This window comes from Arthrobacter sp. zg-Y20 (genome assembly GCF_030142075.1).
In the GTDB taxonomy this organism is placed as follows: Bacteria; Actinomycetota; Actinomycetes; order Actinomycetales; family Micrococcaceae; genus Arthrobacter_B.
The window spans coordinates 2,336,107-2,357,761 of record NZ_CP126241.1; the positions used below are offsets into that span (position 1 = coordinate 2,336,107).

Sequence of the window (21,655 nt, forward strand, 5' to 3'; positions counted from 1 at the left end):
CACCCACCGGAAAACATATGCTTCCGACATGGGCATCTCCTGCAAAGCACACATCCAACACTGTGGAAGGACATCCGCTTCGAGGTGCTCCTTAGAAAGGAGGTGATCCAGCCGCACCTTCCGGTACGGCTACCTTGTTACGACTTAGTCCCAATCGCCGGTCCCACCTTCGACGGCTCCCTCCCACAAGGGGTTAGGCCACCGGCTTCGGGTGTTACCAACTTTCGTGACTTGACGGGCGGTGTGTACAAGGCCCGGGAACGTATTCACCGCAGCGTTGCTGATCTGCGATTACTAGCGACTCCAACTTCATGAGGTCGAGTTGCAGACCTCAATCCGAACTGAGACCGGCTTTTTGGGATTAGCTCCACCTCACAGTATCGCAACCCTTTGTACCGGCCATTGTAGCATGCGTGAAGCCCAAGACATAAGGGGCATGATGATTTGACGTCGTCCCCACCTTCCTCCGAGTTGACCCCGGCAGTCTCCTATGAGTCCCCGCCATAACGCGCTGGCAACATAGAACGAGGGTTGCGCTCGTTGCGGGACTTAACCCAACATCTCACGACACGAGCTGACGACAACCATGCACCACCTGTAAACCGGCCACAAGTGGGGGACCTGTTTCCAGGTCTTACCGGTTCATGTCAAGCCTTGGTAAGGTTCTTCGCGTTGCATCGAATTAATCCGCATGCTCCGCCGCTTGTGCGGGCCCCCGTCAATTCCTTTGAGTTTTAGCCTTGCGGCCGTACTCCCCAGGCGGGGCACTTAATGCGTTAGCTACGGCGCGGAAAACGTGGAATGTCCCCCACACCTAGTGCCCAACGTTTACGGCATGGACTACCAGGGTATCTAATCCTGTTCGCTCCCCATGCTTTCGCTCCTCAGCGTCAGTTAATGCCCAGAGACCTGCCTTCGCCATCGGTGTTCCTCCTGATATCTGCGCATTTCACCGCTACACCAGGAATTCCAGTCTCCCCTACATCACTCTAGTCTGCCCGTACCCACTGCAGACCCGGGGTTGAGCCCCGGGCTTTCACAGCAGACGCGACAAACCGCCTACGAGCTCTTTACGCCCAATAATTCCGGATAACGCTTGCGCCCTACGTATTACCGCGGCTGCTGGCACGTAGTTAGCCGGCGCTTCTTCTGCAGGTACCGTCACTTTCGCTTCTTCCCTGCTGAAAGAGGTTTACAACCCGAAGGCATTCGTCCCTCACGCGGCGTCGCTGCATCAGGCTTTCGCCCATTGTGCAATATTCCCCACTGCTGCCTCCCGTAGGAGTCTGGGCCGTGTCTCAGTCCCAGTGTGGCCGGTCACCCTCTCAGGCCGGCTACCCGTCGTCGCCTTGGTGGGCCATTACCCCAACCAACAAGCTGATAGGCCGCGAGTCCATCCAAAACCGCATAAAGCTTTCCACGAACCGCCATGCGGTGGTCCGTCGTATCCGGTATTAGACCCGGTTTCCCAGGCTTATCCCGAAGTCAAGGGCAGGTTACTCACGTGTTACTCACCCGTTCGCCACTAATCATTCTGTGCAAGCACAGAAGTCATCGTTCGACTTGCATGTGTTAAGCACGCCGCCAGCGTTCATCCTGAGCCAGGATCAAACTCTCCGTAAATGTTCATACAGACACAATGCCGGGGCCAAGGAAAATTGGCCGCCAGGCACTGCACTAAATTCGAAACCAGCTAAAAAAACCATTCCAGCCCACGGGGTGGGCGGAACAGTCGATTCAACCAATTAAAATAAATTGGTATCAATAAACTTGGCACACTATTGAGTTCTCAAACAACAGACGCAATCCGAAAATACTCGGGAAAACAATGTTTTCCTTTTCTTCTTCGCTGCAAGGTTTTCCATCTTATTCCATTCCGGCGTTTTCCGCAATTCCCGGTTTTCCTTATCGGAAGCCCGGGAAAGCGTGTCAACCGCCGTTCCGGCCCAGCAAAAAGCCGGAGTCTTTCCTGCCGGCCCCGTGAAGGGCGCACCAGAGAAACTCTGTTTTTTGGTGGGTTTGGCCGCCATGCTTCGGGCGCTTATTTCAGCGTCCCGGCCGCGGCGACTCGTCTATCTTTGCACACCCGGCCCGGTCCCCGCAAACCGTTTCGAAGTGACCTGCCGCACCCCTGCCCAGTCGCCTACTCGCCGTGGAGATAGGCCAGCTGCGCGGCCACGGACAATTCCGCGGCAGCCCGGACATTGGCCGGCACATCGGAGTAGACCAGGTCGGCTACTTCAGCTGTTCCGGCGTCCGGGCCGGCCGACTCCAGTGCGGCGCGGATTTGTTCCAGCCGCTCCTCCCGGTGGTCCCGGTAGGTCAGGACCGTTGAACTCAGATCCGGCAGGACCGGCCCGTGGCCCGGAAGCGCGGTGGCCGGGCCCAGGTCCGAGAGCATGGAAAGCGTCAACAGATAGTCGCCCAGTGTTCCATCCGGGAAGTCCAGCACGGTGGTGCCCCGGCCCAGGATCGTGTCCCCCGTCAGGACGGACCCGTTGGGGCCGTCGTCGGGAAGGAAAAAGCAAAGCGAATCCGAGGTATGCCCGGGCGCTGCCAGCACCCGGATCTCCACTCCGGCGGCCCGGATCACTTCGTCGGGGCGCAGGGGCTCCCCCGCAACACAGTACGCAGGGTCGAAAGCCCGCACCGGTGCACCGGTCAGTTCCGCGAACCTGCGGCTTGCCTCGGTGTGGTCGGCATGCCGGTGGGTTATGAGCACCAGCTCCACCGTTCCCGCCGAGGCCAGTGCCTGCAGGTGCTCCTCATCCAGCGGTCCCGGATCTACCACCACCGTGCTTCCGGACTCCGGGGCAGTCAGCACATAGCTGTTGGTTCCATCCAGCGACATGGGTCCCGGGTTCGGCGCAAGGCGCACACGGGTCAAGTCACTGCTGCGGACCAGTCCGGATTCCGGAAGCGCGGAGGCGGGCATGCCGGTCCTAGGCCAGACGGGTCAGCCAGCCGTGGGTATCCTCCACGGTGCCGTTCTGGATGCCGAGCAGCTGCTCGCGGATGGACATGGTGACTTCGCCGGGCTTTGCATCGGCGGAGCCGATTACCTCAGTCTCGGACTTGAGCTGGCCCACCGGAGTGATGACGGCGGCGGTGCCGCAGGCGAAGACCTCGGTGATTTCACCGGAGGCCACGCCGTCGCGCCATTCGTCCAGGGTGATCTTGCGTTCCTGGACATCCATGCCCCGGTCCCGGCCCAGCTGCAGAACCGATGAGCGGGTAATGCCGTGCAGGATGGTGCCGGAGAGCGACGGGGTCACCAGGCGCCCGTCCTTGAAGACGAAGAACACGTTCATGCCGCCCAGTTCCTCCACGGCATTGTCATTGAACTCGTCGAGGAAGAGGACCTGCTTGCAGCCGTTGGCTTCGCCTTCCATCTGGGCGATCAGCGATGCCGCGTAGTTGCCGCCGCACTTGGCCTCACCCGTGCCGCCGCGGCCGGCGCGGGCGTACTTGGTGGAGAGCCAGATGGAGACGGGCTTCAATTCTCCGCCGAAGTAGTTTCCGGCCGGGGAAGCGATGACGCGGTAGGAGACTTCGCGTGCCGGACGGACCCCCAGGAACGCCTCGGTGGCGATCATAAACGGGCGCAGGTACAGCGCTGCGCCGTCGCCGTCCGGGATCCAGTCCTTGTCCAGGGCCACCAGCTGGCGGATGGACTCCAGGAAGAGTTCCTCGGGCAGTTCCGGCAGCGCCAGCCGGCGGGCGGACAGGTTCAGCCGGGCAGCGTTGGCCTCCGGGCGGAAGCTCACTACGGAACCGTCGGCGTGCCGGTATACCTTCAGTCCTTCGAAGATCTCCTGGCCGTAGTGCAGGACGCCGGCTGCCGGATCGATCGAGATGGGTCCGTAGGGCTCAATGCGGGCATTCTGCCACTGGGCGTCTCCGCCTTCGGCCGCCTTCCAGTCAATAACGGCGGTGTGGTCTGTGAAGTAGTCGCCGAATCCGGGGTTGGCCAGGATGGTGGCCCGCTCGGAGGCGGACTTCGGGTTGGTGGAAAGCTCCTGGGTGAATTCCAGTGCGCTGACGGTCATGATTCCTCCACGGTGAACGGCAAAAACCCGTTCTACGACTACTTGGTTGTTAGGTACAGAGCTTATGACACCGCGGCAGCAATGGCATCGCCTACCTCCGACGTCGAGCGGTGCGCACCGGTACGTGCCGCAATGTCCGCCGCCACAGCGTCCTCCACCCGGCCGGCCTCGGCTTCGAAGCCCAAATGCCGCAGCATCAGGGCCGCCGAAAGGATGGCAGCAGTGGGGTCCGCCTTCTGCTGCCCCGCAATGTCGGGGGCAGAACCGTGGACGGGCTCGAACATGGAGGGATAGGTGCGGTCCATGTTGAGGTTTCCGGAAGCGGCCAGGCCAATGCCGCCTGTGATTGCCGCCGCCAAGTCCGTGATGATGTCGCCGAAGAGATTGTCGGTGACAATCACATCGAAGCGTGAGGGATCACTCACCATAAAGATGGTTGCCGCGTCCACGTGCAGGTAGTCATGGGTGACCTCCGGGAACTCTTCGGCCACCTTCTCGACGGTGCGCTTCCACAGCCGGCCGGCGTTCACCAGCACATTGTGCTTGTGGACCAGGGTGAGCTTGCGCCGGGGCCGCTGGGAGGCGCGGCGGAACGCGTCCCGAACCACGCGTTCGACGCCGTGCGCCGTGTTCAGTGACACCTCGGTGGCGATTTCCTGCGGGGTTCCTTCCCGGAGCACTCCCCCGTTACCGGCGTAGGGACCTTCGGTTCCTTCGCGGACCACAATGAAGTCCACCTCTCCGGCCTTGGCCAGGGGGCTTTCGACGCCGGGATACAGGCGGGAGGGGCGGAGGTTGACGTAGTGGTCCAGGCTGAAGCGGAGTTTCAGGAGCAGTTCGCGCTCGATCAGCCCGGAGGGCATAGTGGTGTCCCCCGGTGCGGCCCCGACGGCGCCGAACAGGATGGCGTCGTGCGTCTTGATCGCCTCGAGCGTGGCATCGGGGAGGGTCTCGCCGGTAGCGAGCCAGTGCTCTGCCCCGAGTTCGTATTCCGTCAGTTCGAATGTGACGGGACTGGCCGCCGTCGCCTTCTCGAGGACCTTGACCGCTTCAGCGGTAACTTCCGGGCCGATACCGTCACCCGGGATGACGGCCAGGGAAATGCTTGTGGGCTGTGTCTCGCTCATGACCCCATCTTAGGAAGAGGGTCCGCATGGCGAACAAGGCATCTCACATGCTGGTCACCGCGGGCAAGGAGTCCACCCCCGGTATGACGCGCGGACCGGCCGGGGAGCCCTAGAGTTGGTAATCATGCTCGTGCACAGACGTATCTATGCCTGGATCCAGGCGAACCCCGGGAAAGTGAACCTCTGGCAGGCAATCGCTGCCACGCTCATCTTCGCCGTGCCCTTCCTGCTGCTCGGGTCCGGGGGCGGCCGCGGCCTCATGGAATTCGCCCTGTCCGCCGTCATCTGCATGACGCTGGCCTGGCGGCGCAGCCGTCCCGTCGCCAGCGCCGCCGTCCAAGCCGCCGCCTGCATCCTCCAGCTGTTCCTGGTCCCGGTCACTGCCCTGCCGGCGGACATCTTCGTGCTGGTCACCGTCTATTCCCTGGCAGCCTTCGCACCGCGCTGGGCGAGCCTTGCCGGGCTGGCCCTGGCCATGGCAGGCGGGGCACTCTTTTTGATCCGGTATATCTTTCCCGACATCGTCCAGATCAGCACTTCCGTCATCGCCGCCATCGACCTCGTCGCCTTCGAAGCGGTGATCCTGGTGGCATGGACGTTCGGCGACCTGACCCGCACCCGGCGCCTCGCCGTACAGGCGCTCGAAGACCGTGCACACCGGCTCGAAGTGGAACGGCAGCAGGAACGGGATCTGGCCGCCGCCGACGAGCGGAGCCACATTGCCCGGGAAATGCATGACATTGTGGCGCACTCGCTCTCCGTAATAATCACCCAGGCCGACGGCGCACGGTATGCGAGCGCCGAGGACCCGGAAGTAGCACCGAAGACGCTCGGCGTGATTGCCGAGACCGGCCGGGGCTCCCTGCGGGAGATGCGCCGGCTGCTGGGCGTCCTCCGCGGCGACGAAGCGGCCTCCACCCGACCCCTGCCCACCCTCGCAGATGTTGACGCTCTGGTGGACTCGGTCCGGCGGGGCGGCGTGGATGTTTCGGTCCAGACGCAGGGAACACCGCGCCGCCCGCTTCCGCAGGGTGCGGAGCTCAGCGCCTACCGGGTCATCCAGGAATCCCTGACCAACGTCCTCAAGCACGCCGGACCGCGTGCCAGCGCAGAAGTGGTGTTGCAGTGGTCTGCCAAAGGCCTCGCAATCACCGTCCGCGACAACGGACACGGCGCCGCGGCCGGGCTCTCCACGGACGGCTTGGGCCAGGGCATCACCGGAATGAGTGAACGCCTTGCCCTCTACGATGGAACCCTGAAAGCGGCCCCCGCGGCCGGCGGAGGATTCCGCGTTGAAGCATTCATTCCCTATACGGAAGCGTAGGCACGTGCCCCCATCCCCCTCGACACCCGAATCCGATGCTGCCGGGACAACCGGCGATCCCATCCGCGTAGTGCTGGTGGACGACCAGCAGCTGGTCCGCGGCGGGTTCCGCATGCTGATCAACTCCCAGCCGGACCTTGAAGTGGTCGCAGAGGCGGGCAACGGCAGCGAGGCCCTCGCCGCGCTGGCTGCGGTGGGCGCCGACGTCGTACTGATGGATGTCCGCATGCCGGGCATGGACGGGATCGAGGCGACGGAAAAGCTGCTGGGAGCCGGAGGCGTCCGCAACGAGGATGTGAAGGTGGTGGTGCTGACCACCTTCGACCTGGACGAGTACGCGCTCTCCGCCATCCAGGCCGGTGCCAGCGGCTTCCTGCTCAAGGACGCCCCGCCGGAGGAGCTGCTGGAGGCCATCCGCACGGTGCATCGCGGGGACGCCGTGATTGCCCCTTCCACCACCCGGCGCCTGCTGGACCACGTTGCTCCCCTGCTGCGCACGGCCGGCAGCCCGGGCAGTCCGCACGCCGCCGCCGTCGCCTCCCTGACCCCGCGCGAACATGAGGTCTTTAGCCTGATCGCGCAGGGACTCTCCAACCCGGAGATCGCGACGAAGCTCTTCCTCTCGGAGGCAACGGTCAAAACCCATGTGGGACACATCCTTGCCAAGCTGGAGGCCCGGGACCGCGTACAAGCCGTAGTGATTGCCTACGCGACCGGGATTGTCGCCCCCTAGGGGCAGCCAGCTTCCACCCACGGTATGAGACCCGCCGGCCAGGGACCGTCCCCCCGCCCGATGCGGCAGGGGTACGGTCGAAAATAGTGTGGGGGGTATGAAAACACTCGCAGAGCATAATCCTGTTCCCAACACGGGGACCCGCCTGGCCGCTGCCGCCCAGCAGCTGAACAAGACCTACGGAAAGGGCGAAACCCAGGTCCACGCCCTTCGGGACGTGGACGTCAGCTTCGAAACCGGGACATTCACCGCCATCATGGGTCCGTCCGGCTCCGGCAAGTCCACCCTGATGCATTGCCTGGCCGGACTGGACACCGCCGACTCAGGTCGGATCTGGATTGGCGGCACCGAACTGACGGGGCTGAACGACGCCGCCCTCACACGGCTGCGGCGGGACTCCGTGGGCTTCGTTTTCCAGTCCTTCAACCTGGTTCCCACGCTGACGGCTGAACAGAACATCACGCTGCCCGTCGCCCTGGCCAACGGGACCGTTGACCGGGCATGGCTGGACAGCCTCACCGAAACCCTGGGCCTCACCGGGCGCCTGAAGCACCGCCCGCACGAACTTTCGGGCGGCCAGCAGCAACGCGTCGCCGTCGCCCGCGCCCTGCTGACCCGCCCGGATGTCCTGTTCGGCGACGAACCCACCGGCAACCTGGACTCGAAGTCCGGCGCAGAGGTGCTTTCGCTGCTGCGCCGCTCCACCGCGGAAATGGGCCAGAGCATCATCATGGTCACCCACGACCCCGTTGCCGCTTCCTATGCGGACCGGGTGGTGCTGATGAACGACGGCGCACTGGTAGGCGAACTGGCCAACCCCACTCCGGACACCGTGCTGTCTGCCCTGACCAAGCTGGGGGCGTAGGCCGTGCTGCAGGTAGCGCTGGCGCAGGTGCGCCTGAACGCCCGCCGCTTTATAGCGGTTTCCCTGGCGGTTCTGATTGCGGTGGGGTTCCTGACCGCCACCCTGATCATCAATTCCTCTTCCAAGGCGTCCCTGGCGCAGAGCGTGGGCGAGTCATACCGGAACGCCGATTTGGTCCTCACCCGGGACATGTCCGATCCGGACTCCGAACCGCTGATGTCCGACGACGCAGCCCTGGTAAGTGACACAGCGGGAGTGGCTGGAACGTACGCCGCGCAGACGGGCTACGTTAACTTCGGCGAGGGCAAGCAGAGGGTGTTTGCCGAGCTGGGCAACACCTCGGACTACGCGCAGTTGTTCCCGGTTGATGTGCTCGAAGGCACCCTCCCGGTCTCCGACAACGAGGTGGCCGTTGACCGTGACACCGCCGAGAGGCAGGACCTGGCCCGGGGATCGGTGCTGACCGTCACCAACGCCTTCGCCGATCCGGAAGTTGAACAGCCGACAGTCCAGCTGACCGTCACGGCAGTGGTGGCGCCTTCCGAGAACCCGCGGGTGATGGGCACACCGCAGCTGTACTCCACCACCGCAACGGCAGCCCTTTTCGCTGAGGCCGAGGCAGGCTTGAGCAACATCCAGGTGGCGCTGGCGGACGGCGCCGGCGTGGAGCAGGTCCGTACCGCCCTGGAGCAAAAGCTCGAAGGGCACGAGGGCATCACGGTCCGCACCGCGCGGGAAGAAACCGATGCCATGGTGTCCGCTTTCACCGGCGGCGAAGACATCCTCACCACTATCCTGCTGGCCTTCGCCGCTGTGGCACTGCTGGTGTGCGCCCTGGTGGTTTCCAACACCTTCTCGGTGCTGGTGGCCCAGCGCACCCGTGAACTCGCCCTGCTGCGCTGCATCGGTGCAGCCCGGTCACAGATCCGGCGCTCGGTGATTGTGGAAGCACTCATCGTCGGCGTTGTGGCTTCATTGGCCGGTGTAGCGGCCGCAATCGCCCTCGTGGGCGGTATTATCGCCTACCTGCAGACCCTGCCGGACAGCGGTTTTGCCACCATGGCCGTCTCCCCGCTCTCAGTGGTGGCCGGTCTGGCCGCCGGCATCCTGCTGACGGTCCTCGCAGCCCTGGTTCCGGCCCGGGCAGCAACCGCAGTGGCCCCGCTGGCTGCACTGCGTCCGGCAGACGATGTCCGCGCCGGCACCCGTCGCGGACGGGCCCGGCTGGGTATCGGCCTGGTCCTGCTGGCCGTGGGTGCTGCCTTGCTTGCAGTCGGTGCGGTCCGGGGGAATCTCCTTATCGCCCTTCCCGGCGGCATGCTCAGTTTTGTGGGCGTGCTGATGTGCGCAACCCTGTTTGTCCCGTCACTGGTGCGCACGGTCGGGCGGATTGCCGCACCGCTGGGCGTCCCGGGCAAACTGGCTGCGGTGAACGCGGTCCGCAATCCCCAGCGCACCTCGGCAACTTCTTCCGCCCTGCTGATCGGCGTCACCCTGGTGACGATGATGATGACCGGCGCAGCAACCGTCCGAACGTCCCTGGACGATGTCCTGGCCGCGGAGTACCCCGTGGATGTGGCGGTTTCCGGTCAGGACGAATCCGTCACCGCCGCTGATGCCGACGCGGTCCGTGAAGTGGAAGGGGTACGGGAAGCCGTTCTCGTTCCGGTCTCTGCCACGGCCGAGACTGAAAACGGAGATCAGTTCGGGGTGTACGCACTGGATCCGGCCGACGCCGCCAAGGTGCTCCAGGATTCGTCCCTGGTCCTGAAAGACAACACCATTCTGGTACCGCAGAACACCCCGGAAAAGACCCTCACAGTGAAGGGTGCAACCTCCAGCGTCGAGCTTGAGACAGTGGTCTCCGAGAGCAGCCAGATGCTGCCGCTGATCACTGCACAGACTGCGGAGTCCATCGGCGGTCCCGCACCCGCCGGTGACGAGCAGTATCCGCCCATGCCCCAGCTGTGGCTGTCCGTGGAGGACGGGCTTAACACAAGCGCGCTGATGGACCTGCGCACCGACGTGGCTGAAGCCGCCGGTGTGGAGGACTACGAAGTATCCGGCTCGGCCATCGAGCGCGGTGCCTTCGAGCAGGTCATCAACGTCCTGCTGATGGTGGTCACGGGCCTGCTGGGAGTCGCGGTGGTTATTGCCCTGGTAGGTGTGGCGAACACGCTGTCGCTGTCCGTGCTGGAACGCACCAGGGAATCCTCTCTGCTGCGGGCGCTGGGCCTGACCCGTAACCAGCTGCGCGGCATGCTTGCCCTGGAAGCCGTACTGATCGCCGGCGTAGCCGCCCTGATGGGCACGGTGCTGGGCTCGCTGTATGGCTGGCTCGGAGCTGAATCCGCGCTGGGCGCCTTTACATCCGTTGCCCCGTCCCTGCCCTGGCTGCAGCTGGCCGCGGTCCTCGCCGTCGCCATCCTGGCCGGCCTGGCCGCGTCGGTCCTTCCGGCCCGGCGCGCGGCACGGCTCTCTCCGGTAGCGGGGCTGGCCGCCGACTGACCGGCAGCACCGGCCCGGCCTGTCCGCGGTCCGGCTGCGGGGCACCTGCCTCGCGGTCGGGCCGCAGATCTGCAAGGATACAGGGAAGGACAAATTACTAAGCAGGCTTATGCCGGATGGAAAGATCCGGCAGGCTGCAGCCGTAAGGAGATCAGCATGACGGAAGCTACACCCGGGACCTTTACCCCAGGCCGTGAATCACTGGCCGCCTATCTCGATGACCACCTGGTGGGCGCGGAGACCGGCGTCCGCCTGTTCACCGCGGCACAGCGGACCTGGGAAGGATCCCCGTTCGAGGAGACCTTCGCCCGGCTGGTGGAGGAAATCTCCGACGAACGCGACGAGCTGGAGTCCCTGATCCACGCGCTGGGGTACTCCCGGAGCAAGGTGAAGGCCGCCGCAGCAGCCGTGGGAGCAGCAGCCGGCAAGTTGGGTCCGCTCAATCCGCTGAGCACCGGCGGCGGCACCACCGGCCAGCTGGAACTTGAATTCCTGCAGTCGCTGGTAAGGATGAAGGAATCCCTGTGGCGAACCCTGCTGGTGCTTTCGGGCACCGATCACCGGTTTAATACGGCCCGGTTGCAGGAACTGGTCGAGATGGCCCGCGGGCAGCAGGAAGCGGTGGCGGAAGTGATGGAAAAAACGGCCGTGGAACGGTTCCTGGCCACGGACCCTGAGGCCTAACGTACCCAGCAGCAAAAACACCCCCCGGCGGATAGCCGGGGGGTGTTTTTGTTATGGCCCGCTATTCGGCCGGCTCTTCGTACTTCGGGAAGATGGGCGTGGGTGCCGGCAGTTCAGTGCCCGGCACCAGCGGCGTACCAATAGCGCTGAACTGACGCGCGGCGTCGTCGTCCTGGCCCAGCACGGTCAGCAGCTTGGCGGCACTGCCCGGCATGACCGGCTGGATCAGGATGGCCACGATCCGCAGCACTTCCAGGGTCACGTAGAGCACGGTATTCATGCGGTCGACGTCGGTCTTCCGCAGCACCCAGGGGGCCTGCTCGGCAAAGTAGGCGTTGGTGTCGCCCAGGACTTTCCAGGTGGCTTCGAGCGCGCCGTGGAAATCCTGCACGTCATAGGCTTCCCGGGAGATCTGCAGCAGGTTGCCGGCGGCCTCGAGCAGTGCGGTGTCCTCGGGCGTGAACGCCCCCGGCTGCGGCACGGCGGCCCCGCAGTTCTTGGCCACCATGGACAGGGAGCGCTGGGCCAGGTTGCCCAGGTTGTTGGCGAGGTCGGAGTTCATCCGGCCCACAACGGCGTCGTGGTTGTAGGAACCGTCCGCACCGAACGGGACCTCGCGCAGCAGGAAGAACCGCACCGAATCCAGGCCGTACTGGTCCGCCCAAGCCTTGGGCGCCACCACGTTGCCCAGCGACTTGGACATCTTGACGCCCTTGTTGTGCAGGAAGCCGTGGATCATAATCCGCCGAGGCAGTTCCAGCTTCGCGGACATCAGGAACGCCGGCCAGAAGATGGCGTGGAAGCGGGAGATGTCCTTGCCGATGACGTGGACGTCGGCAGGCCAGTACTTCCGAAACGCCTCACTCTCGGTGTCGGGGAAGCCGACGCCGGTGAGGTAGTTGGTCAGCGCGTCCACCCACACGTACATCACGTGGTCCGGGTTGCCCGGCACCGGCACGCCCCAGTTGAAGGTGGTGCGGGAGATGGACAGATCCTCCAGCCCGCCCTTGACGAAGCTGATGACCTCGTTGAACCGCGAGCGCGGCGCAGCGAAATCCGGCTGGGACTCGTAGAGGGCCAGCAGCCGGTCCTGGTAGGCGGAAAGGCGGAAGAAATAGCTCTCCTCTTCCGTCCAGGTCACCTCGGTGTCCGTCTCCTTTGAGTAGCGCACCCCGTCCTCGCGGACTTCGGTCTCGTCCTCGGTGTAGTACGCCTCGTCCCGGACGGAGTACCAGCCGGAGTACTTGGAGAGGTAGATGTCACCGTTCTCCTCCATCCGCTTCCAGATGGCCTGCGCGGCAGCGTAGTGATCCGCGTCGGTGGTACGGATGAACCGGTCATAGGAGGTGCCCATGTCCGCTTCCATTTGCTGGAAGGCGGCGGAGTTGCGGTCCGCGAGTTCCTTGGCGGTGATGCCTTCCTTATCCGCGGACTGCTGCATCTTCAGGCCATGCTCATCCGTACCCGTCATAAAGAACACGTCGTAGCCGTCGAGGCGCTTGAAGCGGGCCATGGCATCGGTGGCGATGTGCTCGTAGGCGTGCCCAATGTGGGGTTCGCCGTTCGGGTAGGAGATAGCGGTGGTGATGTAGAACGGGGTCTTGGAGTCGGTTGAAGTCACATAAGAAAATTACCCTGTTTTACCGGGCCGTGTCGCTTTGGTACTGTCCGGTGTCCTAAATCCGGCCCACGGTCACCACAGCTGCAGTGGGAACCACAGCGACGATGTAGGTCATGACCCCCACGGTGTAGAAGTCTTCTGTTGATGCGGCCATCAGCAGGGTCAGGGCAAGTACCGGAACCGCATAGACCGCCACCCGCCGGCCAAGGGCGGAGGGGTTGGCAGGCACAAACACCGCGAGCCCAACCAATACCCCCGCTGTTGCGCAGGCCAGGGCACGTCCGGCCTGGCTCGGTATCGGGAGACCCGAGGCGCCGGAAACAGCGTAGGCGGCGAACCACACCAACAGCATGGATGCGGTAACCCAGCTGCGGTCCAGGGGCGTGGTTCTGCACTCCGCCCCTCGCACTATTCGGCTGCCCGGGCCGTGTCGCCTGGGCGGGGGTACGCCGGGTACTCCACTGTCTTTTCCCATGCCCACCCAGCCCGCTTAACCGCTGCACCCGCCGTGAAGGCGCCAACCATGTAGGCCAGTCCCCCCATCATGCTGCTCAACACCGCGTCTGTAGACGAGCTCTCCCCGAACAGCGGCAGTAACCAGCCGCTGCCCACGAGAACCACTAGCACCGCAAGGCCCAGCTCCATCCCGCGTTTACGGATCTCCTGCCAGCCGCCGCGCGGAAAGGGCACCACCGGCTGCAGAAGGGGAAGGAAACAGATCACCAACGGAATCGATTCATATCCATCGAACATCAGGCTCACTATGAGGAAAAGCAGGCCGACCGCTGCGCCGACCCCGGCAATCCCGCCCAGCATCACTGTGAAGGCCGTTCCGGCGCCTCTGGCAAGGCCCCCGCGCACCCCATACAGAGCGGTGACCAGCGCCCAGGCAGGCAGGAAGGCGCTGGCCACCGCGGCGAGGGCCCCCGAGGTGAATGGCAGCACCGCACAGACAAGGAGGACAGGGACCGCGTAGGCCAGAACGCGGTTACGCAGCCCGGGTACGCCCACGGGACCGAAAATCAGCAGCCCGACAAGTGCCGCGGTCAGCGTGTACCCCGCTGTGCCCCAGAGAGCCCACCCGGCATAGCTGTCGAAACCCATTCCGAACATGGATAGTAAGACACCCAGCCACACCACCAGGAGCGCGGGCCCGATCCGGCCCCGCCGCAACGGGCCCGGCTGAACGGGCCTCTCCTTAGGGTCCCAAGGTTTGTTTTCCGCCCCCGCGTATTCCACTGACATTCCCGCTACCCCCGTCGCGTCCGGAGCACAGCGCACCGGTAACGCGAGCAGTCTACTCGGGGGCAGCGGAGTTTTGCCGTCAACTAGTCCTGCAGGTCCACCTCGCGGGCAACCGTGGCCCCGATTTCGAGTTTGAGTGCTTCCAGGACATCCTGCGGGACGGAGGAGTCCACCGTCAGCAGGGACAGCGCCTGGCCGCCTTCGGTGTTCCGGGCCACCTGCATACCGGCGATGTTGATGTCCTTCTCCCCCAAGATCCGTCCCAGGGCGCCGATGACGCCGGGGCGGTCCTGGTAGATCAGCACAATGAGGTGCTCGCTGATGGGGATTTCCAGATCGTAACCGTTGACGCCTACGAGCTTCTGGATCTGCTTGGGCCCGGTCAGGGTGCCGGAGACCTCCAGGCGGGTGCCGTCGGACAAGGCGCCGCGGATGGTCAGCAGGTTACGGTAATCATCCACGTCCGGGGTGGTCAGCAGCCGCACCTCGATGCCCCGCTGCTCGGCGAGCACCGGAGCGTTCACATAGGAGACCTGCTCGGAGACGATATCGGTGAAGATCCCCTTCAGTGCTGCCAGTTCCAGGGACTTCACGTCCAAGGCGGCAATTTCTCCGGCCACTTCGATGTCGACGGCGGTCACTGAGTCCGAGGACAGTGCGGTGAAGATGCGGCCCAGCTTCTCAATCAGGGGGATGCCCGGGCGAACGTCCTCGGCAATGACGCCGCCGGCAACGTTCACGGCGTCGGGGACCAGTTCCCCGGCCAGGGCCAGGCGCACCGATTTCGCTACGGAGATGCCCGCCTTTTCCTGTGCCTCATCGGTGGAGGCGCCCAGGTGCGGGGTGACCACCACGTTGTCCAGCGCGAAGAACGGCAGGTTGGTGCTGGGTTCCTTGACGAACACGTCCACGCCGGCACCGGCGATCTTCCCGGACTGCAGCGCGTCGAACAGGGCCGTTTCGTCCACGAGCCCTCCGCGGGCCACGTTCACCACGTAGGCGGTGTCCTTCATCTTGTCGAAGGCTTCGGCGCCGAGCATGCCCAGCGTTTCCGGAGTCTTGGGCATGTGGATGGTGACGAAGTCGGATTCTTCCAGCAATTCGTCCAGCGTCACGAGGCGCACGTTCAGCTGCGCTGCCCGGGCCGAGGTGATGTACGGGTCATAGGCGAGGATCTCGGTGCCGAACCCCTGCAGGCGGGCGGCCACGAGGGCGCCGATGCGGCCCAGCCCGATGATGCCGATCTTCTTTTCGAACAGCTCGGTGCCGCTGTACTTGGAGCGCTTCCACTCCCCGTTCTTCAGCGCCGCACTGGCCTGCGGGATATTCCGGGCCAGGGACAGGATGTGCCCCACCGTCAGTTCCGCGGCGGAGATGATGTTCGACGTCGGGGCGTTGACCACCATCACGCCGGCCTGGGTCGCAGCCTTGATGTCCACGTTGTCCAGCCCCACGCCGGCGCGGGCGATGACCTTCAGGTTCTTCGCAGCCGCGATGGCCTCGGCGTCCACCTGGGTGGCCGAGCGCACCAGGATGGCGTCGACGTCGGCGATCGCGGCAAGGAGCTGGGAGCGGTCGGCGCCGTCAGTGGAGCGGATGTCAAAGTCCGGACCCAAGGCCTCGACGGTGGCGGGCGAGAGTTCCTCCGCGAGGAGTACGACTGGTTTGGTGGCAGACACCGGTTACCTCTTTAGCTGTGGAAGATTCAGGTGGGGTTTTTCGTGCAGGAGGCCGGACCCAGACGGGTCCGGCCTCCTTGCCGATTCGGCTTGCCTTTCGAGCCTAACGCCTGCCTGCGGAGGCGGCGCGATTCGGTGCTTCTGTTACGGGCGTCACCTTCTAGCGGGCTACGGAGCCTTCGGTGTAATCGTCTTCGTTCTTGATCCAGGAGAAGAGCTTGCGCAGTTCGCGGCCGGTGGCCTCGATCGGGTGGTCCTCGCCCTTCTTACGCAGCGCCTTGAATTCCGGGGCGTCAGCATCCTGGTCATCGATGAAGCGCTTGGCGAAGGCGCCGTTCTGGATGTCCGCGAGGACGGCCTTCATGTTTTCCTTGACGCTCTCGTCAATGACGCGCGGGCCGGAGACGTAGTCGCCGTATTCGGCAGTGTCGGAAACACTCCAGCGCTGCTTGGCGATGCCGCCTTCCACCATCAGGTCCACGATCAGCTTGAGTTCGTGCAGCACCTCGAAGTACGCCACCTGCGGCTGGTAGCCGGCCTCGGTCAGCGTCTCGAAACCGTACTGGATCAGCTGGGAAGCGCCGCCGCAGAGCACGGCCTGCTCACCGAAGAGGTCGGTTTCGGTCTCTTCGGTGAAGGTGGTTTCGATGACGCCGGCGCGGGTGCCGCCAATGGCCTTGGCGTAGGACAGTGCCAGCTCCTTGGCCTTGCCGGACGCGTCCTGCTCCACGGCGATCAGGTCCGGGACACCGCGGCCTGCTTCGAATTCGCGGCGCACAATGTGGCCCGGCCCCTTGGGGGCAACGAGGGCGACGTCGACGTCGGCCGGGGGCTGGATGTAGCCGTAGCGGATGTTGAAACCGTGCCCGAAGAACAGGGCGTCGCCGGACTGCAGGTTCGGGGCGATTTCCTCCGCGTAGACGAAGCGCTGGACCTGGTCCGGGGTGAGGACCATGATCAGGTCCGCCTCGGCCACGGCGTCAGCCACGGAAAGGACCCGCAGGCCCTCGGCTTCGGCCTTGGCACGGGATGCCGAGCCTTCCTTCAGTCCGACGCGGACGTCGACGCCGGAGTCGCGCAGGCTCAGGGCGTGGGCGTGGCCCTGGCTGCCGTAGCCGATGACCGCGACCGTGCGGCCCTGGATGATCGACAGGTCTGCGTCGTCGTCGTAATACATGTCAGTCACTGTGGTTATCTCCTACTGGTTTCCTGGATAAGGGTCTGGGGTTGGAACTCAGGCGCTGCGCAGCGCGCGGTCACTCATGGACTTCGAGCCGCGGCCAATGGCCAGTGTTCCGGATTGGACTATTTCGCGGATGCCGAAGGGCTCAAGCACTGAGAGCAGTGCGTTGAGCTTCTCGGCGGTGCCTGTTGCCTCAACAATGAGCGAGTCGATGGACACATCCACCACTGAGGCACGGAACAACTCGGCTGCCTGGGTTACCTGCAGCCGGGTTGCGGCATCCGCACGAACCTTGACCAGGATGTGGTCTCGTTGCACGGAGGAATCGGGAACCAGCTCGACAATCTTGATGACGTTGATGAGCTTGTTCAACTGTTTGGTGACCTGCTCCAGCAGGTCACCTTCGGCGTCGACCACCACGGTGATGCGGGACATGCCCGGCACCTCGGAGGGGCCCACGGCCAAAGAATTGATGTTGAATGCCCGGCGGGCGAACAGCGACGCGACCCGGGTCAGGACGCCGGGTACGTCTTCTACCAGCACGGAAAGGGTGTGGCGGGCCATGTCCTAGTCCTCCTCTTCCCAGGTGGGAGTCATGTTGCGGGCAATCTGGATCAGGTCGTTGGACACTCCGGTGGGGACCATCGGCCACACCATGGAGTCGCGGCTGACCACGAAGTCGATGACGACGGGGCGGTCATTGATTTCCAGCGCCTTGGCAATGGTGGCGTCAATGTCCTCGTCGCGTTCGCAGCGCAGGCCCACGCAGCCGTAGGCTTCCGCCAGCTTCACGAAGTCCGGCACGCGCACAGTGTCGTGCCCGGTGTTCAGGTCCGTGTTGGAGTAGCGGGACTCGTAGAAGAGGGTCTGCCACTGCCGGACCATGCCCAGGGAGGAGTTGTTAATGATGGCGACCTTGATCGGGATGTTGTTGATCAGGCAGGTAGCCAGTTCCTGGTTGGTCATCTGGAAGCAGCCGTCGCCGTCGATGGCCCAGACCACGCGGTCCGGGTTGCCGACCTTGGCACCCATGGCCGCCGGGACGGAGTAGCCCATGGTGCCGAGTCCGCCGGAGTTCAGCCAGGCGCGCGGGCGTTCGTACTTGATGAACTGCGCCGACCACATCTGGTGCTGTCCCACCCCGGCCACGTACACGCCCTCGGGGCCGGTCATGGCGCCGATGCGTTCAATGACCTTCTGCGGGGCAATCAGGCCGTCTTCGGGTTCGGCGTAGCCGATCGGATAGGTCTCGCGCAGCCGGTCCAGTACGGCCCACCAAGCCGAAATGTCCGGACGGTCGGCTTCGAACTGGCCGCGCACGGCGTCGGCAAGCTCCGGAATGATTTCCCGGACCGAACCCACGATCGGGACATCGGCAGGACGGTTCTTCGAGATTTCGGCCGGATCGATGTCGGCGTGGATGACCTTGGCACCGGGCGCAAAGGAGCTCAGCACGCCTGTGACGCGGTCATCGAAGCGGGCACCGAGCGTGATGAGCAGGTCAGACTGCTGCAGTGCGGTCACGGCCGAAACCGATCCGTGCATGCCGGGCATACCCACGTGCTGGGGGTGCGAGTCGGGGAAAACACCACGGGCCATCAAGGTGGTGACCACCGGGGCGCCCACCAGTTCGGCCAGTTCCAGCAGTTCTTCCGAAGCATTGGCCTTCAGCACACCGCCGCCCACGTAGAACACCGGACGCTGGGATTCGGCAATCAGCCGGGCCGCTTCACGGACCTGCTTGGAGTGGCCGCGGACCACGGTCCGGTAACCCTGCAGGTCGATTTTCGGCGGCCAGGAGAAGGTGGTTTTTGCCTGCTGGGCGTCCTTGGCGATGTCCACCAGCACCGGACCGGGCCGGCCCGACGTCGCAATGTGGAACGCCTCGGCGAGCACCCGCGGGATATCCGCGGCATCGGTGACCAGGTAGGAATGCTTGGTGATGGGCATGGTGATGCCCACGATGTCCGCTTCCTGGAAGGCATCGGTGCCGATGAAGGCGCTGGACACCTGGCCGGTGATGGCCACCATCGGAACGGAGTCCATGTGCGCATCCGCAATGGCGGTGACCAGGTTGGTGGCCCCGGGACCCGAGGTCACAATGCACACACCGGCGCGCCCGGTGACCATGGCATAGCCTTCGGCTGCGTGGCCGGCACCCTGCTCGTGCCGGACCAAAATGTGGCGGATCCTCGGAGAATCCATGAGCGGATCGTAGGTGGGCAGGATGGCCCCGCCGGGAAGGCCGAAGACCTCGTCGACGCCGAGCTCCTCAAGGGAGCGGACGATGGCCTGGGAACCGGTCATCTGGGTGGGCGGAACAACGTTGCCCGGGCCTTGGATGCGCTCATCCACGGCGTCGGGATGGGCGGACACAGAAGTGGCTACATCTTTGGTCTTGGCCGCTGCCGCGCGTGCGGCGGCATTGGCTTTTGAGGCCATCAGCGAAGGGCTGATTGGCGATCCCTTACTCATTGGAACTTCCTTTGTGCGGATACTGATCCATGGTCATTGCGGCGGCCGGTGCGGGTGGTGCCCGTTCCGGCTTCTTCTGTGCCCAGCGAAGCGGTGAAGCTGCGAAGCCAATAAAAAAAACCCCTCGTGCCGGTTGGCTCCGTAGGGGTTCGCGCGTGACGTCTTACAAGTCGGGGCTGTTACGCCACGCGCTTGATAAGGACGACGGGTACGATCTGCATACCGTTCAGTCTCGCGTTCCCCTGCGGGGGTGTCAATTGTATGAGACGCGCGTCTCACTATCTGGACATGTGTCTCGCGGCTGACAGGCCTCCCCGACGACGCCCGCCGAGAGCGGACGTCGTCGGGGCCCCTCAGGCCTTTGCAGCCTTATTAAGCCCTGCCGCCTCGGCGGCTCGTAAGAAAACCGAGTCCACGAGTTTTCAGCCGCAGTAAGCGCCGGTGGAGGCGGAGTTCACCAGCTTGGTGTACTTGCCCAGCACACCGGTGGTGAACTTCCCCGGCAGCGGCTGCCAACCGGCCTTCCGGGCTTCCAGCTCTTCCGGGTCCACCAGCAGGTCGAAGCTGCGAGCGGCAATGTCCACGCGGATCCGGTCCCCGTCCCGCACGAAGGCGATGGGGCCGCCGTCGACGGCTTCGGGTGCCACATGGCCGATACACAGGCCGGTGGTGCCCCCGGAGAACCGGCCGTCGGTGAGCAGCAGGACGTCCTTGCCCAGGCCTGCTCCCTTGATGGCGCCGGTGATGGCCAGCATTTCGCGCATGCCCGGGCCACCCTTGGGACCTTCGTAGCGGATCACGACGACGTCGCCGGCGTGGATCTGCCCGGCATCGAGGGCATCCAGGGCACCCTGTTCGCGTTCGAAGACACGTGCGGTGCCCTCGAACACGTCGGCGTCGAACCCGGCACTTTTGACCACTGCGCCTTCGGGGGCCATGGAGCCCTTCAGGATGGTGATGCCGCCGGTCTTGTGGATGGGGTTGTCGATGGCGCGCAGCACCTTGCCGTCCGGGTCCGGCGGATTGATGGCGGCCAGGTTCTCCGCGACCGTCTTGCCTGTGACGGTGAGGCAGTCGCCGTGGATCAGGCCGGCGTCGAGCAGTGCCTTCATGATCACCGGGACGCCGCCGATCTTGTCGACGTCGAACATTACGTACCGGCCGAAGGGCTTCAGGTCGCCCAGGTGCGGGATGGTGTCGCCGATGCGGTTGAAGTCCTCCAGTGTGAGGTCCACTTCGGCTTCGCGGGCGATGGCGAGCAGATGCAGCACGGCGTTGGTGGAGCCGCCGAAGGCCATGGTGACGGCGATGGCGTTTTCGAAGGCCTTCTTGGTCATGATGTCGCGGGCGGTGATGCCCTTGCGCAGCAGGTTGACCACGGCTTCGCCGGATTTGCGGGCAAATTCGTCGCGGCGGCGGTCGGCCGAGGGCGGCGCCGCCGAGCCGGGCAGGGACATTCCCAGGGCCTCGCCGATGCAGGCCATGGTGTTGGCGGTGTACATGCCGCCGCAGGCGCCTTCGCCGGGACAGATGGCCCGCTCGATGGAGTCCAGGTCCTTCAGGCTCATCTTGCCGGCGGCGCAGGCGCCCACGGCTTCGAAGGCGTCGATAAGGGTCACTTCCCGCTCGCTGCCGTCCTCCATCTTCGCGAAGCCGGGCATGATGGAGCCGGCGTAGAGGAAGACGCTGGAGAGGTCCAGGCGCGCGGCGGCCATCAGCATGCCCGGCAGGGACTTGTCGCAGCCGGCCAGGAGGACGGAGCCGTCCAGGCGTTCAGCCATCATGACGGTCTCCACCGAGTCGGCAATGACTTCGCGGGACACCAGGGAGAAGTGCATGCCCTCGTGGCCCATGGAGATCCCGTCGGAGACGGAAATGGTGCCGAACTGCATGGGGAAGCCGCCGCCGGCGTGGATGCCTTCCTTGGCACCCTGGGCCAGGCGGTTCAGGGAAAGGTTGCAGGGGGTGATCTCGTTCCACGAACTCGCGACGCCGATCTGCGGCTTGGCGAAATCGTCGTCACCCATTCCCACGGCGCGGAACATGCCGCGGGCGGGCGCTGCGTGGATGCCGTCCGTGACCACTCGGCTGCGGGGCTTGATATCGGGTGTGTTTTCTCCGCTCATGGCTAAATCCTAGGACTTAAGCCTGCGCGTTCCGCC

17 protein-coding genes and 1 rRNA gene are annotated in these 21,655 nt (G+C 64.6%); 5 read left to right on the forward strand and 13 right to left on the reverse strand.

What is annotated here, in order from left to right:
- Positions 1–95 precede the first annotated feature (95 nt).
- The 5 genes from QNO06_RS11245 to QNO06_RS11265 form a co-directional block, all read right to left on the reverse strand.
- A 16S ribosomal RNA gene (locus QNO06_RS11245) occupies positions 96–1,623 on the reverse strand.
- Positions 1,624–1,778: 155 nt separating this feature from the next.
- Complete coding sequence (locus QNO06_RS11250) at positions 1,779–2,030, reverse strand: hypothetical protein (RefSeq protein ID WP_227912427.1); 252 nt, start codon at positions 2,028–2,030, stop codon at positions 1,779–1,781.
- A gap of 113 nt (positions 2,031–2,143) precedes the next feature.
- On the reverse strand, positions 2,144–2,935 hold the full coding sequence (locus tag QNO06_RS11255; RefSeq protein ID WP_227914395.1) for an MBL fold metallo-hydrolase: 792 nt from the start codon (positions 2,933–2,935) through the stop codon (positions 2,144–2,146).
- Positions 2,936–2,942: 7 nt separating this feature from the next.
- Positions 2,943–4,049, reverse strand: a complete 1,107-nt coding sequence (locus tag QNO06_RS11260; protein WP_227914396.1) for a branched-chain amino acid aminotransferase — start codon at positions 4,047–4,049, stop codon at positions 2,943–2,945.
- 62 nt (positions 4,050–4,111) lie between these two features.
- Complete coding sequence (locus QNO06_RS11265) at positions 4,112–5,176, reverse strand: 3-isopropylmalate dehydrogenase (RefSeq protein ID WP_227914397.1); 1,065 nt, start codon at positions 5,174–5,176, stop codon at positions 4,112–4,114.
- A 124-nt stretch (positions 5,177–5,300) separates the two neighbouring features.
- Between QNO06_RS11265 and QNO06_RS11270 the strand changes: the two genes are divergently transcribed.
- From QNO06_RS11270 to QNO06_RS11290, 5 genes are all read left to right on the forward strand, one after another.
- On the forward strand, positions 5,301–6,500 hold the full coding sequence (locus tag QNO06_RS11270; protein WP_227914398.1) for a DUF7134 domain-containing protein: 1,200 nt from the start codon (positions 5,301–5,303) through the stop codon (positions 6,498–6,500).
- Between the two features lie 4 nt (positions 6,501–6,504).
- Complete coding sequence (locus QNO06_RS11275; protein ID WP_227914399.1) at positions 6,505–7,233, forward strand: response regulator; 729 nt, start codon at positions 6,505–6,507, stop codon at positions 7,231–7,233.
- Positions 7,234–7,330: 97 nt separating this feature from the next.
- Positions 7,331–8,098, forward strand: coding sequence for an ABC transporter ATP-binding protein (locus tag QNO06_RS11280; RefSeq protein ID WP_227914400.1), 768 nt, complete (start codon positions 7,331–7,333; stop codon positions 8,096–8,098).
- A 3-nt stretch (positions 8,099–8,101) separates the two neighbouring features.
- Entirely contained in the window at positions 8,102–10,606 is a 2,505-nt protein-coding gene (locus tag QNO06_RS11285; RefSeq protein WP_227914402.1) for an ABC transporter permease, read from the forward strand.
- 156 nt (positions 10,607–10,762) lie between these two features.
- Positions 10,763–11,290 carry a hypothetical protein gene (locus tag QNO06_RS11290; protein ID WP_227914405.1) on the forward strand — a complete coding sequence of 176 codons (528 nt, stop codon included), beginning with the start codon at positions 10,763–10,765 and terminating at the stop codon, positions 11,288–11,290.
- Between the two features lie 61 nt (positions 11,291–11,351).
- On the opposite strand, the gene metG is transcribed toward QNO06_RS11290, so the two are convergent.
- The 8 genes from metG to ilvD all read right to left on the reverse strand — a co-directional run bounded on the left by metG (position 11,352) and on the right by ilvD (position 21,619).
- Entirely contained in the window at positions 11,352–12,911 is a 1,560-nt protein-coding gene (metG, locus tag QNO06_RS11295) for a methionine--tRNA ligase (protein ID WP_227914406.1), read from the reverse strand.
- 55 nt (positions 12,912–12,966) lie between these two features.
- Positions 12,967–13,263 (reverse strand): hypothetical protein, encoded by a 297-nt coding sequence (locus tag QNO06_RS11300; RefSeq protein ID WP_227914407.1) that lies wholly within the window; start codon positions 13,261–13,263, stop codon positions 12,967–12,969.
- 56 nt (positions 13,264–13,319) lie between these two features.
- On the reverse strand, positions 13,320–14,015 hold the full coding sequence (locus QNO06_RS11305) for a hypothetical protein (protein WP_227914408.1): 696 nt from the start codon (positions 14,013–14,015) through the stop codon (positions 13,320–13,322).
- Positions 14,016–14,239: 224 nt separating this feature from the next.
- Positions 14,240–15,835, reverse strand: a complete 1,596-nt coding sequence (gene serA, locus QNO06_RS11310) for a phosphoglycerate dehydrogenase (RefSeq protein ID WP_227914409.1) — start codon at positions 15,833–15,835, stop codon at positions 14,240–14,242.
- A 160-nt stretch (positions 15,836–15,995) separates the two neighbouring features.
- Positions 15,996–17,021 (reverse strand): ketol-acid reductoisomerase, encoded by a 1,026-nt coding sequence (gene ilvC, locus QNO06_RS11315; protein WP_227914410.1) that lies wholly within the window; start codon positions 17,019–17,021, stop codon positions 15,996–15,998.
- 48 nt (positions 17,022–17,069) lie between these two features.
- Entirely contained in the window at positions 17,070–17,582 is a 513-nt protein-coding gene (gene ilvN / locus QNO06_RS11320) for an acetolactate synthase small subunit (RefSeq protein WP_227914411.1), read from the reverse strand.
- A gap of 3 nt (positions 17,583–17,585) precedes the next feature.
- Positions 17,586–19,493: an acetolactate synthase large subunit gene (locus QNO06_RS11325; protein WP_227914412.1), complete on the reverse strand. Its 1,908-nt coding sequence runs from the start codon at positions 19,491–19,493 to the stop codon at positions 17,586–17,588.
- 422 nt (positions 19,494–19,915) lie between these two features.
- Complete coding sequence (gene ilvD / locus QNO06_RS11330) at positions 19,916–21,619, reverse strand: dihydroxy-acid dehydratase (protein WP_227914413.1); 1,704 nt, start codon at positions 21,617–21,619, stop codon at positions 19,916–19,918.
- Positions 21,620–21,655 lie beyond the last annotated feature (36 nt).